This window comes from Saccharothrix sp. DSM 118769 (assembly GCF_052936295.1).
Genome location: NZ_CP193627.1, coordinates 3,645,163 through 3,661,030, shown reverse-complemented (window position 1 = coordinate 3,661,030; position 15,868 = coordinate 3,645,163). Strand labels below are relative to the sequence as shown.

Below are 15,868 nucleotides of genomic sequence, written 5' to 3'. Positions count from 1 at the left end.
CGGCGACCGCTGCCACACCCCGCTCAACGCGCCGTGGGTGCGCTGCACCCGTCCGTGGGGCGTGACCGCCGAAACGGGCGGCCGTTGGTGTGAACCACCCTCGGAATGCCGTGAAGCGCGCTGGTCAGCGCGATATAGCTGAGGCAGGGTGACGTCGAGGCCGGGGGGCCGCCGTGGTGGTGTTGCGCCTGCTGGGTGAGGTGGTCGCGCGCGTCGACGGGCACCGCGTGGGGTTGGGGCCCGCGCGGCAGCGGTGCGTGCTGGCCGCCTTGGCGGTGGACGCCGGCCGGGTGGTGCCGGTGGACCGGCTCGTCGAGCGGGTGTGGGGTCCGGCCGCCGCGCCGCGGGCCCGGTCCACGCTGCGCAGCTACATCTCCCGCCTGCGCCAGGCGCTGGAACCCGCGGCCGGGGTGGCGATCAGGCAGCGGTCGGGCGGTTACGTGCTGGTGGCCGACGAGGCGGCGGTCGACCTGCACCGGTTCCGGCAGCTGTGCGCCGAGGCCCGCGACCGGTCGCGGGCCGGGGACGTCCCGGCGACCGCACGGGCGTGCGCGGAGGCGCTGGAGCTGTGGCGCGGCGAGGCCCTGGCCGGTCTGGGCGGCGAGTGGGCCGAGGCCGAGCGGGACGTGCTGGAGCGGGAGCGGCTGGCCGCTCGGCACGACCTGGCCGACGCGCGGCTGCGGCTGGGCCAGGGCCCGGACCTGGTGGCCGAGCTGGCCGCGCGCACGGCCGAGCACCCGTTGGACGAGCGGGTCGCCGGCCAGTACGTGCTGGCCCTGCACCAGGCCGGCCGCACCGCCGACGCGCTGGCGCACTACCGGCACCTGCGGGAGCGGTTGGCCGGGGACCTGGGCACCGACCCGGGCCCCGCGCTCCAGGAGCTGCACCGGAGCGTCCTGAACGCCGACCCCGCGCTGCCCGCGGCCGCGGTGGCGCCGGCCATGCCCCCGGTGACGCCGGGCGGACCTCCGGTGCCGCTCCAGCTGCCGGCCGCACCCGGGCCGTTCACCGGCCGCGCGGCCGAGCTGGCCGAACTCGACCGCGTCCTCGTCCACCCGGACCCGCCGCCCGGGGGCACCGGCGCGGCGACGATCGCCGTGATCAGCGGCACCGGCGGCATCGGCAAGACCTGGCTCGCGCTCGCCTGGGCCAACCGCGAGCCCCACCGCTTCCCCGACGGACAACTCACCGCCGACCTGCGCGGCTTCAGCCCCGACACACCCAAGCAGGCCGCCGGCGTACTCGGCGACTTCCTCGCCGCCCTCGGCGTCGACCGCGACCACCACCCCCACGACCTCGACGCCCGCGCCGCCCTCTACCGCACCCACACCACCGGCAGGCGGATGCTCATCCTCCTCGACAACGCCGCCACCGCCGACCAGGTCACCCCGCTCCTGCCCGGCGGCCACTCCTGCACCGTCCTGATCACCAGCCGCAACCGGCTCCCCGCCCTCCCCGCCCGCCACGGGGCCCACCCCCTCCACCTCGACGTCCTCACCGACACCGACGCCCGCACCCTGCTCCACTCCGCACTCGGCACCACCCGCACCACCGCCGCCAACCGGGCCGTCACCGAACTGATCGCGCTGTGCGGCGGGTTCCCTCTCGCCCTCGGCCTGATCGCGGCCCGCGTCCGCGGCACCCCCGACCTGCTCCACGACACCGTCACCGACCTGCGCGAACTCGGCCTCGACGCACTGGACTCCGACGACCCCGACACCAGCCTGCCCGCCGTCCTGTCCTGGTCGCTGCGCCACCTCGCCGACCGGCACCGCACCGCCTTCGCCCTGCTCGGCACCGCACCCGGCCCGGACGTCGACCTGCCCGCCGCCGCGAGCCTCATCGGCCTGTCCCCGCGCGACACCCGCACCGCGCTGCACGCGCTGGTCGACGCCTCCCTCGCGACCCACGCGCCGGGCGGCCGGTACGCCCTGCACGACCTGGTCCGCGCCTACGCCGCCGCCACCGCCCACGACCACCTCCCGGAACCCGTGCGGCAGGCGGCGCTGGAGCGGGTGGTCGACTTCTACCGGCACACCGCCCACGCCGCCGACCGCCTCCTGAGCCCCAACCGCACGCCGATCCGGCTCGACCCGCCCGTCCCCGGCGCCCACCCCCACCCGCTGCCGGACCGCCTGGCGGCGCTGGCCTGGCTGGACACCCACCGCCCGCACCTGCTGGCCGCCCAGCGCACGGCGGCCGAGCACCAGCGCCACCGGGCCGCGTGGCACCTGGCGTGGACCCTGCACACCTTCCAGCAGCGGCGCGGGCACCGCCACGACGCGCTGACCGCGTGGCGCACCGCCGTGGACGCCGCCGCCCACCTGCCCGACCACGGTGCGCGCGTCCTCGCCCACCGGCTCCTCGGCCACGCCCACGCCGAGCTGGGGCAGCACGAGGAGGCGGTCGAGCACCTGCACCGGGCGCTCGCCCTGGCCGAGCACCACCGCGACCCCTCCCAGCAGGCCCACACCCACCACGCCCTCTCCACCGCCTGGGAGCGGCGGGGTGACGACCGGCGGGCCCTGGAGCACGCCCGTCACGCCCTGGACCTCTACCGCACCCTCGACCAGCCGGTGCGGGAGGCCGTCGCGCTCAACGCGGTGGGCTGGCACTCCGCCCGCCTGGGCGACTACGACGCCGCCCGCGACCACTGCGAGGCCGCCCTCACCCTGCACCGGCTCCACCCGAGCCCCGAGTGCGAGGCGAACACCCTGGACAGCCTCGGGTTCATCGCGCACGACACCGGCCGGCACCACCAGGCGACCCACCACTACCGGCAGGCGCTCGTGCTGCTGCGCACCCTGGGCAGCACCACCCAGGCGGCCACGATCCTCGACCGGCTGGGCCACCCCCACGCCGCCCTGGGTCAGCACGAGCAGGCCCGTGCGGTGTGGCGGGAGGCGTTGGAGCTGTACCGCCGGCTGGGCCGCGACGCCGACGCCGAACGCGTCCGGCGGCAGCTCGACGACCTCGACCGCGCCACCGCCGGGCCCCGCCGGCGACAAGGCGACGGATGACGGGTGGCGGTGCCGGGTGCCAGGCGCCGGGTCAGGGCATGGTGTCGGTGGGCGGCTCGGGGACGTCCGCCACCTCGGACTCCTCGGTGGGCGGGACGCTCGGCTCCGGCGCGCCCGAGGTCGGCTGGGGAACGTCGGAGGTCACCGGCGGTTCCGCGGGGAGCGACTGCTCCGTGGAGGGCACCGGCTCGCCGGACGGGACCGCGCCGCTGGTGGTCGGCTGCGGCGGGGCGCTGGTCGTGCTCGGCGGCGCGGAGGGCTCCTGCGCCCCGGAGGTGGGGGCGATCACCGCGTCCGGACCGGCGTCGGCGTCCCCGCCGACGAGGGAGTGCACGGCGGGTTCCGGCGCGGGCGTGCCGGCCTGGGTGGTGGCGGTGCTCCCGGTGCCCGCGTCCGTCGGGGTCGAGGTGGCGGGCTGGGCGCCCGGCAGCACGGCCCACGTGATGGCGAACGCGCCCACCAGCGACGCGGCCGTGGCGAGCAGCTTGCCCTTGGGCACCCGCCGCACGGTGACCGCCGGCATCGTCTGCTCGGCCGCGCTCGCCGCGCGCCCGACCGCCACGTCCTCGGCGGCGATGCGCTCGGCGGGTGTGTGCTCGGCGAGCGTGTGCTCAACGGGCGGGGGCAGGAGGGGCGCGGCGCGCGGTCCGACCGGCCGCACGGGCAGCTCGTCGGCGTGCAGCGCGCGGGCGCAGTCCTCGGCGGTGGGGCGCTGGTCGGCGGCCGTGGCGGTCATCGCACCCAGCAGCGCGGTCAGGTCGTCGGGCAGGTCCGCCGGGAGCACCGGCGACCGGTGCAGGCGCGCGACGGCCGTCTCGACCTCGCTGCCCGGGTACTCGCGCTTCCCGGTGAGGCATTCGAGCAGGACCAGCCCGAGGGCGTAGACGTCGGCGGCGTGGCCCACGTCGGCGCCGAGCACCTGCTCCGGGGCCAGGTAGGCGGCGGTGCCGATCATCTGGTCGTCGCGGGTGAACCGGGTCGTGCCGGTCAGGTGGGCCAGCCCGAAGTCCGCGAGGTAGGGCTCGTCGTCCTCGTCGAGCAGGATGTTCGACGGCTTGACGTCGCGGTGCACCACGCCCTGGTCGTGCACGTAGGCGAGCGCGCAGGCCAGCCGCGCGCCCAGCCGCCGCACCGCGTCGACCGGCAGCGGTCCGCGCGCGACGAGGTCGCGCAGCGTCTGCCCCTCGACCAGGTGCAGCACGACGAACGGCACGCGCCCGTCGGTGCCGGCGTCGTAGACGCGGACCAGGCCGGGGTGGGAGAGGTTGGCGAGCGTGCGCACCTCGTTGTCGAACCGCCGCGCCGCGTCGAGGTCGTCGTTGGGGCGGAACACCTTGATCGCGACGTGGCGCCGCAGCAGCACGTCCCAACCGCGGTGGACCTCGGCCATGCCGCCGACCCCCACCGCCTCGCCCAACCTGTACCGGCCGGCCAGCAGTTCCCCGCCGGCGGTCGGCGCCGCCGTCGCTTCCTCCGGACCTGGGATGTGCACACCACCGTGTGCCCCCGCCGACGCCCGCGCAAACGCGAGCCCGCCCGACCGTCTCGACAGGACGGGGCGGTTGTCGTGGTCGAATCCCAGGTCGGGCGTCGGGTCGCCGGCCGCGGCACAGTCGTTAACCGGGAATTTGATCGGTGTGCACCGCCGGTTAACCACAATGGCCGATCCCGGTGCGGTCCCACGAACCGGAGGTCGTCATGGCGGACAAGCTGTCGGGGCACGAGGTGCGCGATCCCAGCGGGCTGCACGCCCGGGTCGAGGTCCAGTTGGACCAGGCCGCCCAAGAGCTGACGCGGCGGTTGTCGGGGCGGGTGGGCTACGACGTCGTCCGCCGGGCCGTCACCGACGCCTACGAACGGCTCGCGCGGCACGCGCGGGTGCGGAACTTCCTGCCGATCCTGGCGGCGCGGGCCGCGCAGCAGCGGTTGCGGGCGGGCCGCTGACCGCCGACGCCCCACCCCGCTCGGGCCCGCCCGGCCCGCGACGGCCCGGCTCGCCCAGCCCGCTCAGCTCGCCCAGCCCGCTCAGCCCGTGACGGCACGCGCGTCGTGCGACACCACCGGCTCGTGCCGGACCGGGAAGTTGACCGAGTTCGCGATGAAGCACGCGCGGTGCGCCGCCTCGTGCAGCGAGCGCGCCGCGTCGACCGTGCCGGGGTCGGCGACGACCACCTCGGGCCGCAGCACGACCTCGGTGAACCGGCCGCTGTCGCCCGGTTCCTCCCGCATGACCCCGCTCGCCGAGTCCGCGTACCCGGTGACGACCACGCCGTTGCGGGCGCACAGCGCGAGGTAGGTGAGCATGTGGCACTGCGAGAGGGAGGCCAGCAGCAGCTCCTCCGGGTTCCAGCGGTCGGGCGTGCCGCGGAACGCCGGGTCGGCGCTGGCCCTCAGCGGCGGCTTGCCGGCGGCGAGCACGTCGTGGTCGCGGCCGTAGTCGCGGTAGCGGGCGGTGCCGGGACCGGTGTTGCCGGTCCAGCGCACGGTGACCTCGTAGTGGTGCTCGCCGTTCACGCCGGCTCCTCTCCCCTTCTGCCGGTCAGGACGTCCGCGGTGGACAGGACGTGCTCGCGGGCGTGGGTCGCCGCCGCGTCGGGGTCGCCCGCGGTGATGGCCGCGATCAACCGCCGGTGCTCGTCGTCCACCAGCGCGGGCCTGGCCGGCGCGGTCAGCGACGCGCGGGTCGAGACCACGATCTGGTCCCAGGTCCGGTCCAGGACCTCCAGCGCCGGCGGGTTGTCGGCGAGCACCGCCACGCACCGGTGGAACGCCCGGTTGTGCCGCACGCCGGCGACGAGGTCGCCCTGCCGCGTCGCCCGGTCGGCCAAGTCGGCGTGCTCGACGAGCCGGCCGAGCGAGGCCGGGGACAGCTCCCCCGCCCGGTGGCGGCGCGCGGCCAGCTCGGCGGTCAGCGCCTCCAGCGAGGCGCGCACGAGGTAGGCGTCGCGCAGCGCCTTGCCGCCCAGCTCGACCACGGTCACGCCCCGGCGCGCGGCGCGGACCAGGCCGTCGCCCTCCAGGCGCCGCAGCGCCTCGCGCACCGGCGTGCGGCTGACGCCGAGCCGTTCGCACAGCTCCAGCTCGCCGACCGGCTGCCCGGCCGGGTAGTCGCCGAGCACGATCAGGTCGCGCAGCTCGTCGTAGACCGTCTTCACCCGACCTCCTCTGCATGCAATGTATACAAAGGATGCGGGCGGTGTCGACCCCCTTGCACGCGCCGGTCGCCCGCCCCCGCGCGGGGAGCGGACGACCGGGAGGGCGCGCGACCGGTCAGCCGGTGACCAGCGCCAGGCCGGTGGCCGACAGCACCTCGTTGATGGGCTGGAAGAACGTCGTGCCGCCGGACGAGCAGTTGCCGGAACCGCCCGAGGTCAGCCCCTGGGCCTGCACGCGGGTGCCCGAACCGGGGTTGCTGACGACCGAGCCGCCCGAGTCGCCGGGCTCGGCGCACGCGTTGGTGCGGGTCAGGCCGGAGACGATGTCGCCGCCGCCGTAGTTCACGGTCTGGTTCGTCGCCTGCACGCTGCCGCAGCGCCAGCCGGTGGTGGAACCGGAACGGCAGATCCCGCCGCCCACCGGGGTGACCGAGGAACCCGCGACGGTGACGTCGCTGCCGCTGGACCAGCGGTCCACCAGCGCGGTGGAGACGGCGCTGGAGCTGGTGACCCGGACGGTGCCGTAGTCGTTGCCGGGGAAGGAGGTGGTGACCACCGAGCCGATCGCGCCGCCCGTGCCGGAGACCGAGCCGCCCAGCTCGGTGCAGTGGCCGGCGGTGATCACGAACCGGGCGCCCGCGGAGTTGCGGGCGTTGAACCCGACCGAGCAGCGCCCGCCGCCGAAGTAGAGGGCCTGCCCGCCGATGATGTTCCACATCGGGCGCGGCGCCTCGGTCACCCGGTCCACGCGCACGGCGGAGCCGCCGGTCGAGCGGGCCCAGGCGAGGCCGGCCGCGTCGTCGCCGAGCACGGACACGACGACCTCGTTGGCCACCACGTCGACGTACCAGCCGGTCACCGAGTCCGGTACGCCCTCGGCCTTCTTGTCCAACGTGGACTTCACCGAGTCGAGTTCGGCGGCGCTGCGGGACACCGTCCTCGCGACCGCGCCGGCGGCGCGCACCTCCGCCGCGCGGGAAGCGTCGGTGATGCCCACGACCAGCTTGCCGTCGGGGTCCAGCCAGGAGTTGGCGTACGCGTCGCCCAACCGCTCGCCGAGCGTCCGCTGCACCTCCGCGAGGGCGGCGGGTTCGACCGATAAGTCCAATGTGGATGGAGCAGCCGCGGCGGGTGTGGTCAGGGCGAGGGCCGTGGCGGCAGCGCCGGCACAGGCGATGAGGGCGTGCAGGGGACGACGGGACACGAACGCCTCCAAGAGCAGGGGTGACGGACGGCGGTGCACCTGTCGACCGACGCTACGGCAGCCCTCGTGCGGCCCGGAAGCGGCTATTGCGGCACTCCGGCGGCGTGCCGCGACGCCGGGTGGCTACCAGCCGTGGGCCGGGTGCGGCAACCGGATGACGGCGACACCCGATCGCCCCACCGGCCGGCGGCACCGCGTGCGTTCGCCTCAGGAGGGTCCGGCCACCTCGCGGAACCGGCCCTCGGCCGGGGCGCAGACCTTCCAGGCACCCTGCTCGCGGCGCAGGTACAGCGAGAACGGCTCCTGGTCGGGACGGGTGACGCGGACCTCGGCGACGTCCTCGACGACCCGCACACCGGTGATGTCGCGGGCGAACCCCGGTCCGGCCGGCGTGGACGGCGCGTCCTCCGGCGACCCCGCCGGCTCCTCGTCGTCCGGGGCGAGCCCGGCCGCCTCCTCCTCGCAGAGCAGGGCCGCCACCGCGGCCTGGTCCGCCCCGTCGACGGCGGTCACGAACTCGTCGGCCACCCGCTCGACCTCGCGCTCGTCGCGGTCGGGCAGGACGAAGAACAGCACGCCGGCGGCCACGAGGAGCACGACGGCCGCGGCCACGGCGAGGACGACGCGGCGGCGCTTGCGGCGGGCCGGGTCCGGGCGAGCCTGCTCCGGGGGCGGCGGGTACCCGGGGTGCGAGGGGTAGCCGGGGTGTGGCGGGTAGCCAGGTTGCTGCGGATACCCGGGGTGCTGCGGGTAGCCGGGGTCCTGCGGGAAACCGTGCGGTGGGAAACCCGGTTGGTCGAACCCCGGTTGCGCGAAGCCCCCGGGCGGGACAACAGCGGGCTGGACAACAGCGGGCTGGACAGCACCGGGCGGCACCGCGACGGGCGGCACCGCGTCGGCCTGCACTGCGTCGGCCTGCACTGCGTCGGCCTGCACTGCGTCGGCCTGCACTGCGTCGGCCTGCACTGCGGCGGGCGGCACCGCGTCGGGCGGCGCGATGGGCAGACCGGCGGGCGGCGTCGGGTCGGGGTCGACGAACCCCCCGGCCCCTCCGACCTCCTCGGCCTTCCCGGTGTCCCCCGCCTCCCCGGCCGGTTCCAACGGTGGTTGTGCCACGTCTCCCCTTCCACGTGCCCGACGCCCCGGCCTCAGGCCGAGAACCGCCGGCTCATCAACTGGTCCAGCGCCTCGCCGAACTCCGGCTCCGCGTCGACGTCGTCCTCGTGCACGAGGACGACCCGGCCGGGCGGGACGTCCGGGGAGACGCAGTAGTACAGCGTCGAGCCGTTGGTGGTGACGACCGCCATCCGCCCCGCCGCGACCTCGGCGTCCTCGTCCCAGTCCTCGACGGCCTCCTCGTCGAGGTCGAACCACTCCGCGAACGTCGTCATCCGCGCCGGTCCGACGAGGCCGTGCGACTCCCAGTCCGGCCCCGTGAAGCCCGCGTGCACGTCCGTCAGGAACCGCCGCGCGGGCTCCGGGAGGCTGTCCCAGAACTCCGGTCGCGCGTCGCCGCCGGCCGCCGGGTCCCAGCCGATCCACACGACGACGTGCGGGTCGACCGCGTCGCGGGCGAGGTAGAGCAGGACCCAGTCGTCGCGCAGCCGGCACGCGCGGACGTCCGCCAGCCGTTCGCGGAACACCGCGGCGAAGCTCGGCAGCAGGTCGAGGAAGTCCTGGTTCCACAGGGCCAGCGCCGCCGAGCACCGGGCGGCCGCGTCGGTACCCGAGGCGACGGCCCGCCACCTCGGCGGCACCGCCGCGGCCTCCGGGGACCCCGGCCGGACGAGCGCGGCGGGGTTGCTCCCGGCGACGTCGGCGACGATCCTCGCCAGGTCGAAGTCCGTCATGCCGCCATCCTCGCTCATCACTGGCTCGCGAGCAGCCTGGCGATCAGGTCCTGCAACCGCGGCCTGATCCTGTTCTCCAGCGCCACCTGGGCGGTCGACCACGCCGGGTCGAACCGGGTCACGACCCCCGCGCTCTTGGAGCCCTTGGAGATGTTGGTGCGCGAGGCCATCCACTGGAGGTTGAGGGGCGAGTTCACGACCGAGTACATGTTCCGGGCGTTGAGCTGGAGGAAGCCCGGCATGTGGACGATCTCCGTCAGCGGCACGACGTGGTCGGGCGACACCTGCGGCTCGCCCTTGGCGTTGGCGCCGATGGTGTGCCTCGGGTGCAGCGCCGGGTTGCGGTCGCCGACCTTCGGCCTGGACACGCCCTGGAGGGTGGTGCCCGCACCCCAGTTGCCGGGCGGCGTCACCTCGCGCAGCGCCTCGTACAGGGGACGCGGGGGCGTGCCCTTGTCCACCCGCCAGCGCCCCTTCGCGTCCGGCGCGCGGACCGGTGACGTGAAGCCCGGCGGCAGCTTGGCCCGTTCCTGCTCCAGCCGCTGGAGGGTGTCCGGCCTGGGCGTCGGGACGGCGGGCGAGCCGGGGCGCGCGTCCGCCAGCTCCGCGAGCGCCTGGTCCCGTTGCAGGACCCGCTGCCGGCAGCCCCCGAGGTTCGTGATCGCGGTCTGCTGCGCCGTGTTGAGCGCGGCGGCCTCGGCGTCGTAGGCGGCCAGCTCCCCCGCCTGCCGGGGGAGCTCGAAGACGTGCGGCTTGGCGTTGTGGGTGCTGATCTGCTGGTGGACCTGGTCCAGCGCGGACTGCTCGGCCGCGCAGTCCGCCTGCGCGAGCGCCGCGCCCGGTGACACGCCGACGACGCCGGACACCGCCAGCAGCAGCGCGGTCAGGAACCCGCGCGCGGTCGCGGACCGCTTGGTCATGGCGCACTCCCCCCTCGGGCACCCCTACCCGACGTGCCTGCCCGGATGGTAGGGCGTCGCGGCGGGCCGTGGTCCCGGTTCGCCGCGACGTGCCCGGACGGCACGGCGCGGCGAGGTCGGCGCGGCGCGGCGAGGTCGGCCGATCAGGAGTGGCCGGCCGCCCGACCGTGGCCGGCGGCCTGGGCCTGGTCGGGCAGGTCCTCGAACTCGACGACCTGGCGCACCTCCACCTCGACCTCCTCGAACAGGTCCGCGTAGAGCCCGGCGTACTCGACGGCCTCCGCCTTGTCCTTCGCGTTGATGAGCGCGAACCCGCCGATGACCTCCTTGGCCTCGGTGAACGGCCCGTCGGTGGCGGTGAGCCCCGCGCCGGCGGCCTTGCGGACGCGTGCGCCCATGACGGACGGGTGGACGCCCTCGGCCGTGATCAGGACGCCCCGGTCGACCCAGTCCTGGATGAACGCGCCCATCTTGTCGATGAACTCCGGGCTGGGGTTCCAGGCTTCCGAGGCGCTCTCGTCGAGCCGGTGCATCATCAGGAACCGCATTGCCACTCCTAAGTGGTCAGGTGAGGACAGGTGGTCGGGCCGACCCCGGACACGGTGATCGATCCTCACCCGGGCGACGAACGACGACCCCGGGGTTCGACAGGTCGGCGAAAATTCTTCGGCACGTCGGCGAAGAATTTTTCGGCGCGGGGCTGGAGAGCGCCCACCAGGTAGCAGAAGCCTACCCACCGAGGAGGATTGTTCAACAATCCGACAATAGTCATGTCCGTCGGTTGTTGCGTGACAGCAACCACCGGGTCGTTGTCGTTCGACCAGCTGTCCGATACCGTGGGTGACAACCGTCGTGCACCGTCACGCGGAGCCGCGGTCCGGGTTGAGCAGAAGCTCGGTTGTCGACGTTCACGCCGATCGAGGAGCCCCCCATGGGCGAAACCTGCTCGCAGACCGCACCCGTCACGATCAACTCCCACATCGCCCACGGCGGCATCGCCGTCGTCGAACTCATCGGCGAGGTGGACATCGCCTGCGAGGAGCAGGTCCGCGCCGCGCTCGACGCGGCGTTCGACCGCGGGCCGACCGGCCTGGTCGTGGACCTCACCGGCACCGACTTCTTCGGCTCGACCGGGATCCGGCTGCTCGTGGACTCCGTGCAGCGGGCGCACCGCCAGGGGATAGCGCTGGTCGTCGCGACCGACCGCCGCGCCGTGCTGCGCCCCCTGTCGATCACCTTCGTGGACCAGGCCGTGCGGGTCCACCCGACCGCGCAGGACGCGGTCAGGTCGCTGCTGGTGATGTCCGCGTAAGGTCCCGCACCCGCCTCACGGGGCGGCCGGGGTCTCACGGGGCCGGCCGGGATCTCACAGGGCGGCCAGGGTGGCGCGGCAGAGCTGGAGCTCCTCGCGCGGGCGCACCACGAGCACCGGGACGGCGGCGCCGGGCGGGCTGACCGGCCCGTCGCCGCCGGGGTCCGCCACCAGGTCCGCGGGGACACCGAGCAGCGACAGGCCGGCCACGACGTCGGCGCGCACCTCGGGCTGGTCCCAGCCGATCTCGCCGGTGAACACCAGGGCGTCGAGCCGGTCGAGCGAGGTGGCCGCGGCGGCGAGTTCGCGGCGCACGCGGTGGGCGAACACCGCCAGCGCCAACGCCGCCGCCGGGTCCTCCCCCGCCGCGGCGACCAGGTCGCGGGTGTCGCCCGACCGGCCGCCGGACAGGCCGACCAGGCCCGACTCGTGGTTGAGCCCGTGTTCGAGGTCGTCCAGCCCGACGCCGCCGTGGCGCAGCAGCCACAGCAGCAGGCCGGGGTCGACGCTGCCGGAGCGCTTGGACATCGGCACGCCCTCCAGCGGCGTGAAGCCCATGGAGGTGTCGACGCTGCGGCCGTCGCGCACCGCGCACACCGAGCAGCCGCCGCCCAGGTGGGTCATCAGCACGGTCAACCGGTCGGCGGGCCGGTCCAGCAGCGCGGCGGTGCGGTCCAGCGCCCACTTGTAGGACAGGCCGTGGAAGCCGTAGCGGCGCAGGCCGTGCCGCTCCCGCCACGACGCGGGCAGCGGGTAGGTGGCGGCGACGTCGGGCAGGTCGGCGTGGAACGCGGTGTCCGGGCACAGCACGTGCGGCACGTCGGGCAGGCGTTCGCGCAGCACGTCCAGCAGCCGCAGCGCGGGCGGCACGTGCAGCGGGGCCAGCGCCTCGGCGCGGCGGGCGGCGGCGAGCGCCGCGTCGTCCACCGCGGTCGGCGAGCGCAGGTCCGGTCCGCCGTGGACCAGCCGGTGGCCGACCGCGACGACGTCGTCCGCGCCGCCCAGCAGGTCGTCCAGGGCGCGGCGGGCCTCGTCGGAGTCCGGCGGGTGCTCGACCTCGGCCGAGTCGAGGACCTCCTCGGAGCCGGTGTCCACCAGGTGCGCCTTGAGGCTGTTCGAGCCCGCGTTGACGGTCAGGACGGCGCTCACGCGGCCCACCCCCGCACGTCGGTCGCGGACCGCCTCCACACGTCGATCATGCGGTCGGGCTACCCGCGGCACGGCCGTGCGATACCCGCGGCGGCCCACCGCATCCGAGCAGGGCCGAGCAAGGCCGAGCAGGGCCGGGCAAGGCCGGGCAGGGCCGCCGGTTCACGGGGGTGATCAAGGGGTACCCGCCGCCCATGAGCACCCGGGCCTGCGCGCGGTGACCCGTCCCGCCCCGACGGCCACCCGCCCGGACCGGGTGTCGGCCGAGTTGACCGAGGTCGCGGGCACCCGCGTGCACGCCGCCGTGCTGGGACCGCGCGGTGCGCCGGACGTGGTGTGCGTGCCGGGCCTCGGCTGTTCGCACCGCTACTTCCTGCCGCTGGCCCGGTGCCTCGCACCCGGTGCGCGGGTGGCCGCGGTGGACCTGCCCGGCTTCGGCCGCACGCCCGGCCCGCGCGAGGCGCTGGACGTCCGGGGGCTCTCCCGCGCACTGGCCGACTGGCTGCGGGCGACCGGCCGGGGCGGCGCGGCGCTGGTGGCCAACTCCGCGGGCTGCCAGGTCGTCGCGGACCTGGCGGTGCACTCCCCCGACCTGCTCGGCCCGGCGGTCCTCGTCAGCCCGACGGTGGACCGGCACGCCCGGTCGACGCCGAGGCAGCTGGCCCGGCTGCTGGCCGACGTGCCGCGCGAACGGCCGGCGCTGGTCCCGCTGCTGACCCGCGACTACCTGACCTGCGGTCCGCGCCGGATCGCCGCCACGTTCGGCCACCTGCTCGACGACCCGGTCGAGCTCAACCTCGGTCACCTCCGCACGCCGACCGCCGTGGTGCGCGGCAGCGGCGACCCGATCGTGTCGCGGGAGTGGGCCCGCGAGGTGGCGGCGCTCCTCCCGCGCGGCCACCTCGTCGAACTGGCCGGCGCCGCGCACGCCGCGCACCACTCCGCGCCCGCCGAGGTCGCCCGGATCACCCGCGCGCTGCCGCGCGTCCCGGACCGGTCGTGACCGGCCGGCGCCGGCGGGCACGGCCCCGGAGCTTTTGCGCCGCCCGGCACCCGCCGTTAGGGTCGTGGCGTTGCTCCTGACGGGGCATGGTGTGCCGGGAAGCCTGGTCGGCGTCGCGCCCGACCGACCCCAGGAGCCGCCCGTGAACCGCAGCACCGCAGCCAAGCTCTTCGACCGCGGCTCGTGGCCCGAGGCCAAGCGCGTCGCCGACATCCTCCGCCTGGAGACCGTGGGCGGCGTGATCATGCTCGTGGCCGCCCTGCTCGGCCTGGTCTGGGCGAACTCGCCGTGGGCACCGACCTACGAGGCGCTGCGCGCGGTCGAGTTCGGCCCCGGGTCGCTGCACCTGAGGCTGACCGCGGGCCAGTGGGCCTCCGACGGCCTGCTGGCGATCTTCTTCTTCGTGGCGGGCCTGGAGCTCAAGCGCGAGTTCGTGGCGGGCGACCTGCGCGACCCGCGGCGCGCGGCCGTCCCGGTGGCGGCGGCGTTCGGCGGCGTGGCCGTGCCCGCCCTGATCTACGCCCTGGTCAACCTCGGCTCGCCGGACGCGGCCGCCGGCTGGGCCATCCCCACCGCGACCGACATCGCGTTCGCCCTGGCCGTCCTGGCGGTGATCGGCCGCAACCTGCCCTCGGCGCTGCGCACGTTCCTGCTCACGCTCGCCGTGGTGGACGACCTGATCGCCATCGTGATCATCGCGCTGTTCTACACCGACCACCTGGCGGTGACGCCGCTCCTGCTGATGCTGGTCCCGCTGGCCCTGTTCACGGTGCTCGTGCAGCGCCGGGTCCGCTCCTGGTGGCTGCTGCTGCCCCTGGCCGCGGCCACGTGGGCGCTGATGCACGCCTCGGGCGTGCACGCCACGGTGGCCGGCGTCCTGCTCGGCTTCGCGGTCCCGGTGATCCGCCGCAAGGCCGGCGAGGGCCCGGGCCTGGCGGAGCACTTCGAGCACCGCTGGCGGCCCGTGTCGACGGGCGTGGCGGTGCCCGTCTTCGCGTTCTTCGCCGCGGGCGTGGGGATCGGCGGCCTGGACGGCCTGGCCGCGTCCCTCGCCGACACCGTGACCCTCGGCATCGTCGCGGGCCTCGTGGTGGGCAAGCTCGTGGGCATCACCGCGAGCACCTGGCTGGTCTCCCGCTTCACCAGGGCGACCCTGGACGACGACCTGGCCTGGGTGGACGTGGTCGGCCTGGCCGTGCTGGGCGGCATCGGCTTCACGGTCTCGCTGCTGGTGGGCGAACTGGCGTTCGGCGAGGGCACCACCCAGTACGACGACGCCAAGGTGGCCGTCCTCCTCGGGTCCCTGCTGGCCGCCCTGGTCGCGACCCTGATCCTGCGCGCCCGCAACCGCGTCCACCGCCGCATCCACGAGGAGGAGACGCGGGACGACGACCGGGACGGCGTCCCGGACGTCCACCAGCGACCGGGCGGCGCCGGGTGACCGGACGCCCACCGGCGACCGGGCGGCGCGGGGTGACCGCGCCGCTGATCAGCAACAACCCGCTGGTCTGGGACGTGACCGGGCAGGCCCCGCAGCTCGCCCGGGTGCGCGGCTGGGTGGCGGACGGGGTGCCCCGCCTGGCGGGCACCGACGTCCTCGACGACCTCCTGCTGGTCGTCACCGAACTGGTCGGCAACGCCCACGACCACGCGCGCGGGCCGACGGTGCTGCGGCTGCTGCGCAACCTCGGGCCGCTCGACCGGGTGCGGATCGAGGTCGACGACCCGTCGTCCCGGCCGCCCGTGCCGGGCCGGTCACGCCTGGCCGGGACACGCGGCCGGGGGCTGGTGCTGGTCGGGGAGCTGTCCCACCGGTGGGGGTGGAACCCCACGCCCACCGGCAAGACGGTGTGGGCGACCGTCGCGTGCGGCTGACCCGCCCTACGCGCCGCGCCGGGCGTGCGCGGACCGGAGCGCCTGCTCGACGGTGGGGTGCAGCGACAGGACCTGGTCGAGCCCGACGATGCCGAACACGCGGGTCAGGTCGGGGCTGAGACCGGCGAGGTCGAGGGAACCGCCGGCGGCCTCGGCCCGCTGGTGGGCGGTGACGAACACGGTGATGCCGGTGGAGTCGCAGTAGGAGAGGCCGGTCAGGTCGAGCACGATGCCGGCGGTCGACGGCACCGCGTGGACGGCCTCGCTCAGCTGGGGCGCGGTGTGGTGGTCGAGCTCGCCGGAGACCCGGAGCACGGCCGGCCCCCCGGGCTGGGAACTGGTGCTGACGGTGAAGACGCGATCGGTCACCGGTTCTCCCT

General features: G+C 75.6%; 16 protein-coding genes. 6 read left to right on the top strand and 10 right to left on the bottom strand.

Annotated elements, in window-relative coordinates:
* The first annotated feature begins 173 nt into the window (after positions 1-173).
* Entirely contained in the window at positions 174-3,020 is a 2,847-nt protein-coding gene (locus ACRAKJ_RS15950; protein ID WP_438923333.1) for a BTAD domain-containing putative transcriptional regulator, read from the top strand.
* A 31-nt stretch (positions 3,021-3,051) separates the two neighbouring features.
* Here the strand turns inward: ACRAKJ_RS15950 and ACRAKJ_RS15945 are convergent, their stop codons facing one another.
* Positions 3,052-4,512: a protein kinase domain-containing protein gene (locus ACRAKJ_RS15945; RefSeq protein WP_438923334.1), complete on the bottom strand. Its 1,461-nt coding sequence runs from the start codon at positions 4,510-4,512 to the stop codon at positions 3,052-3,054.
* A gap of 206 nt (positions 4,513-4,718) precedes the next feature.
* Here ACRAKJ_RS15945 and ACRAKJ_RS15940 point away from each other — a divergent pair, with 206 nt between their 5' ends.
* A complete protein-coding gene (locus ACRAKJ_RS15940) occupies positions 4,719-4,964 on the top strand; it encodes a three-helix bundle dimerization domain-containing protein (RefSeq protein WP_438923335.1) in 246 nt (81 codons plus the stop codon).
* An 81-nt stretch (positions 4,965-5,045) separates the two neighbouring features.
* Here the strand turns inward: ACRAKJ_RS15940 and ACRAKJ_RS15935 are convergent, their stop codons facing one another.
* The 7 genes from ACRAKJ_RS15935 to ACRAKJ_RS15905 all read right to left on the bottom strand — a co-directional run bounded on the left by ACRAKJ_RS15935 (position 5,046) and on the right by ACRAKJ_RS15905 (position 10,697).
* Positions 5,046-5,534: an OsmC family protein gene (locus tag ACRAKJ_RS15935; RefSeq protein WP_438923336.1), complete on the bottom strand. Its 489-nt coding sequence runs from the start codon at positions 5,532-5,534 to the stop codon at positions 5,046-5,048.
* On the bottom strand, positions 5,531-6,175 hold the full coding sequence (locus tag ACRAKJ_RS15930; RefSeq protein WP_438923337.1) for an FCD domain-containing protein: 645 nt from the start codon (positions 6,173-6,175) through the stop codon (positions 5,531-5,533). The genes ACRAKJ_RS15935 and ACRAKJ_RS15930 overlap by 4 nt, the downstream gene beginning before the upstream one ends.
* 115 nt (positions 6,176-6,290) lie before the next feature.
* Positions 6,291-7,379 (bottom strand): alpha-lytic protease prodomain-containing protein, encoded by a 1,089-nt coding sequence (locus ACRAKJ_RS15925; protein WP_438923338.1) that lies wholly within the window; start codon positions 7,377-7,379, stop codon positions 6,291-6,293.
* A 207-nt stretch (positions 7,380-7,586) separates the two neighbouring features.
* Positions 7,587-8,495, bottom strand: coding sequence for an Rv0361 family membrane protein (locus ACRAKJ_RS15920; RefSeq protein ID WP_438923339.1), 909 nt, complete (start codon positions 8,493-8,495; stop codon positions 7,587-7,589).
* A gap of 32 nt (positions 8,496-8,527) precedes the next feature.
* Positions 8,528-9,229: a hypothetical protein gene (locus ACRAKJ_RS15915; RefSeq protein ID WP_438923340.1), complete on the bottom strand. Its 702-nt coding sequence runs from the start codon at positions 9,227-9,229 to the stop codon at positions 8,528-8,530.
* Between the two features lie 17 nt (positions 9,230-9,246).
* Positions 9,247-10,149 carry a hypothetical protein gene (locus ACRAKJ_RS15910; RefSeq protein ID WP_438923341.1) on the bottom strand — a complete coding sequence of 301 codons (903 nt, stop codon included), beginning with the start codon at positions 10,147-10,149 and terminating at the stop codon, positions 9,247-9,249.
* A gap of 143 nt (positions 10,150-10,292) precedes the next feature.
* Positions 10,293-10,697 carry a YciI family protein gene (locus ACRAKJ_RS15905; protein ID WP_438923342.1) on the bottom strand — a complete coding sequence of 135 codons (405 nt, stop codon included), beginning with the start codon at positions 10,695-10,697 and terminating at the stop codon, positions 10,293-10,295.
* 383 nt (positions 10,698-11,080) lie between these two features.
* Here ACRAKJ_RS15905 and ACRAKJ_RS15900 point away from each other — a divergent pair, with 383 nt between their 5' ends.
* Positions 11,081-11,461: an anti-sigma factor antagonist gene (locus ACRAKJ_RS15900; RefSeq protein ID WP_438923343.1), complete on the top strand. Its 381-nt coding sequence runs from the start codon at positions 11,081-11,083 to the stop codon at positions 11,459-11,461.
* A gap of 54 nt (positions 11,462-11,515) precedes the next feature.
* Here the strand turns inward: ACRAKJ_RS15900 and ACRAKJ_RS15895 are convergent, their stop codons facing one another.
* The gene (locus tag ACRAKJ_RS15895; protein WP_438923344.1) at positions 11,516-12,610 is read right to left on the bottom strand and encodes an acetate/propionate family kinase; all 1,095 of its coding nucleotides are present in this window, start codon (positions 12,608-12,610) and stop codon (positions 11,516-11,518) included.
* Positions 12,611-12,827: 217 nt separating this feature from the next.
* Between ACRAKJ_RS15895 and ACRAKJ_RS15890 the strand changes: the two genes are divergently transcribed.
* The 3 genes from ACRAKJ_RS15890 (at position 12,828) to ACRAKJ_RS15880 (ending at position 15,488) form a co-directional block, all read left to right on the top strand.
* Positions 12,828-13,613, top strand: a complete 786-nt coding sequence (locus tag ACRAKJ_RS15890) for an alpha/beta fold hydrolase (protein WP_438923345.1) — start codon at positions 12,828-12,830, stop codon at positions 13,611-13,613.
* A gap of 142 nt (positions 13,614-13,755) precedes the next feature.
* A complete protein-coding gene (nhaA, locus tag ACRAKJ_RS15885) occupies positions 13,756-15,054 on the top strand; it encodes a Na+/H+ antiporter NhaA (RefSeq protein ID WP_438923346.1) in 1,299 nt (432 codons plus the stop codon).
* Positions 15,051-15,488, top strand: coding sequence for an ATP-binding protein (locus ACRAKJ_RS15880; RefSeq protein WP_447009016.1), 438 nt, complete (start codon positions 15,051-15,053; stop codon positions 15,486-15,488). The genes nhaA and ACRAKJ_RS15880 overlap by 4 nt, the downstream gene beginning before the upstream one ends.
* 6 nt (positions 15,489-15,494) lie before the next feature.
* Here the strand turns inward: ACRAKJ_RS15880 and ACRAKJ_RS15875 are convergent, their stop codons facing one another.
* Positions 15,495-15,857, bottom strand: coding sequence for an anti-sigma factor antagonist (locus ACRAKJ_RS15875; RefSeq protein WP_438923348.1), 363 nt, complete (start codon positions 15,855-15,857; stop codon positions 15,495-15,497).
* Between the last annotated feature and the right edge of the window lie 11 nt (positions 15,858-15,868).

Coding starts and splice junctions, on each gene's coding strand:
- ACRAKJ_RS15940 (WP_438923335.1), top strand. CDS start 4,719: ATGGCGGACAAGCTGTCGGGGCACGAGGTGCGCGATCCCAGCGGGCTG.
- ACRAKJ_RS15915 (WP_438923340.1), bottom strand. CDS start 9,229: ATGACGGACTTCGACCTGGCGAGGATCGTCGCCGACGTCGCCGGGAGC.
- ACRAKJ_RS15910 (WP_438923341.1), bottom strand. CDS start 10,149: ATGACCAAGCGGTCCGCGACCGCGCGCGGGTTCCTGACCGCGCTGCTG.
- ACRAKJ_RS15905 (WP_438923342.1), bottom strand. CDS start 10,697: ATGCGGTTCCTGATGATGCACCGGCTCGACGAGAGCGCCTCGGAAGCC.
- ACRAKJ_RS15900 (WP_438923343.1), top strand. CDS start 11,081: ATGGGCGAAACCTGCTCGCAGACCGCACCCGTCACGATCAACTCCCAC.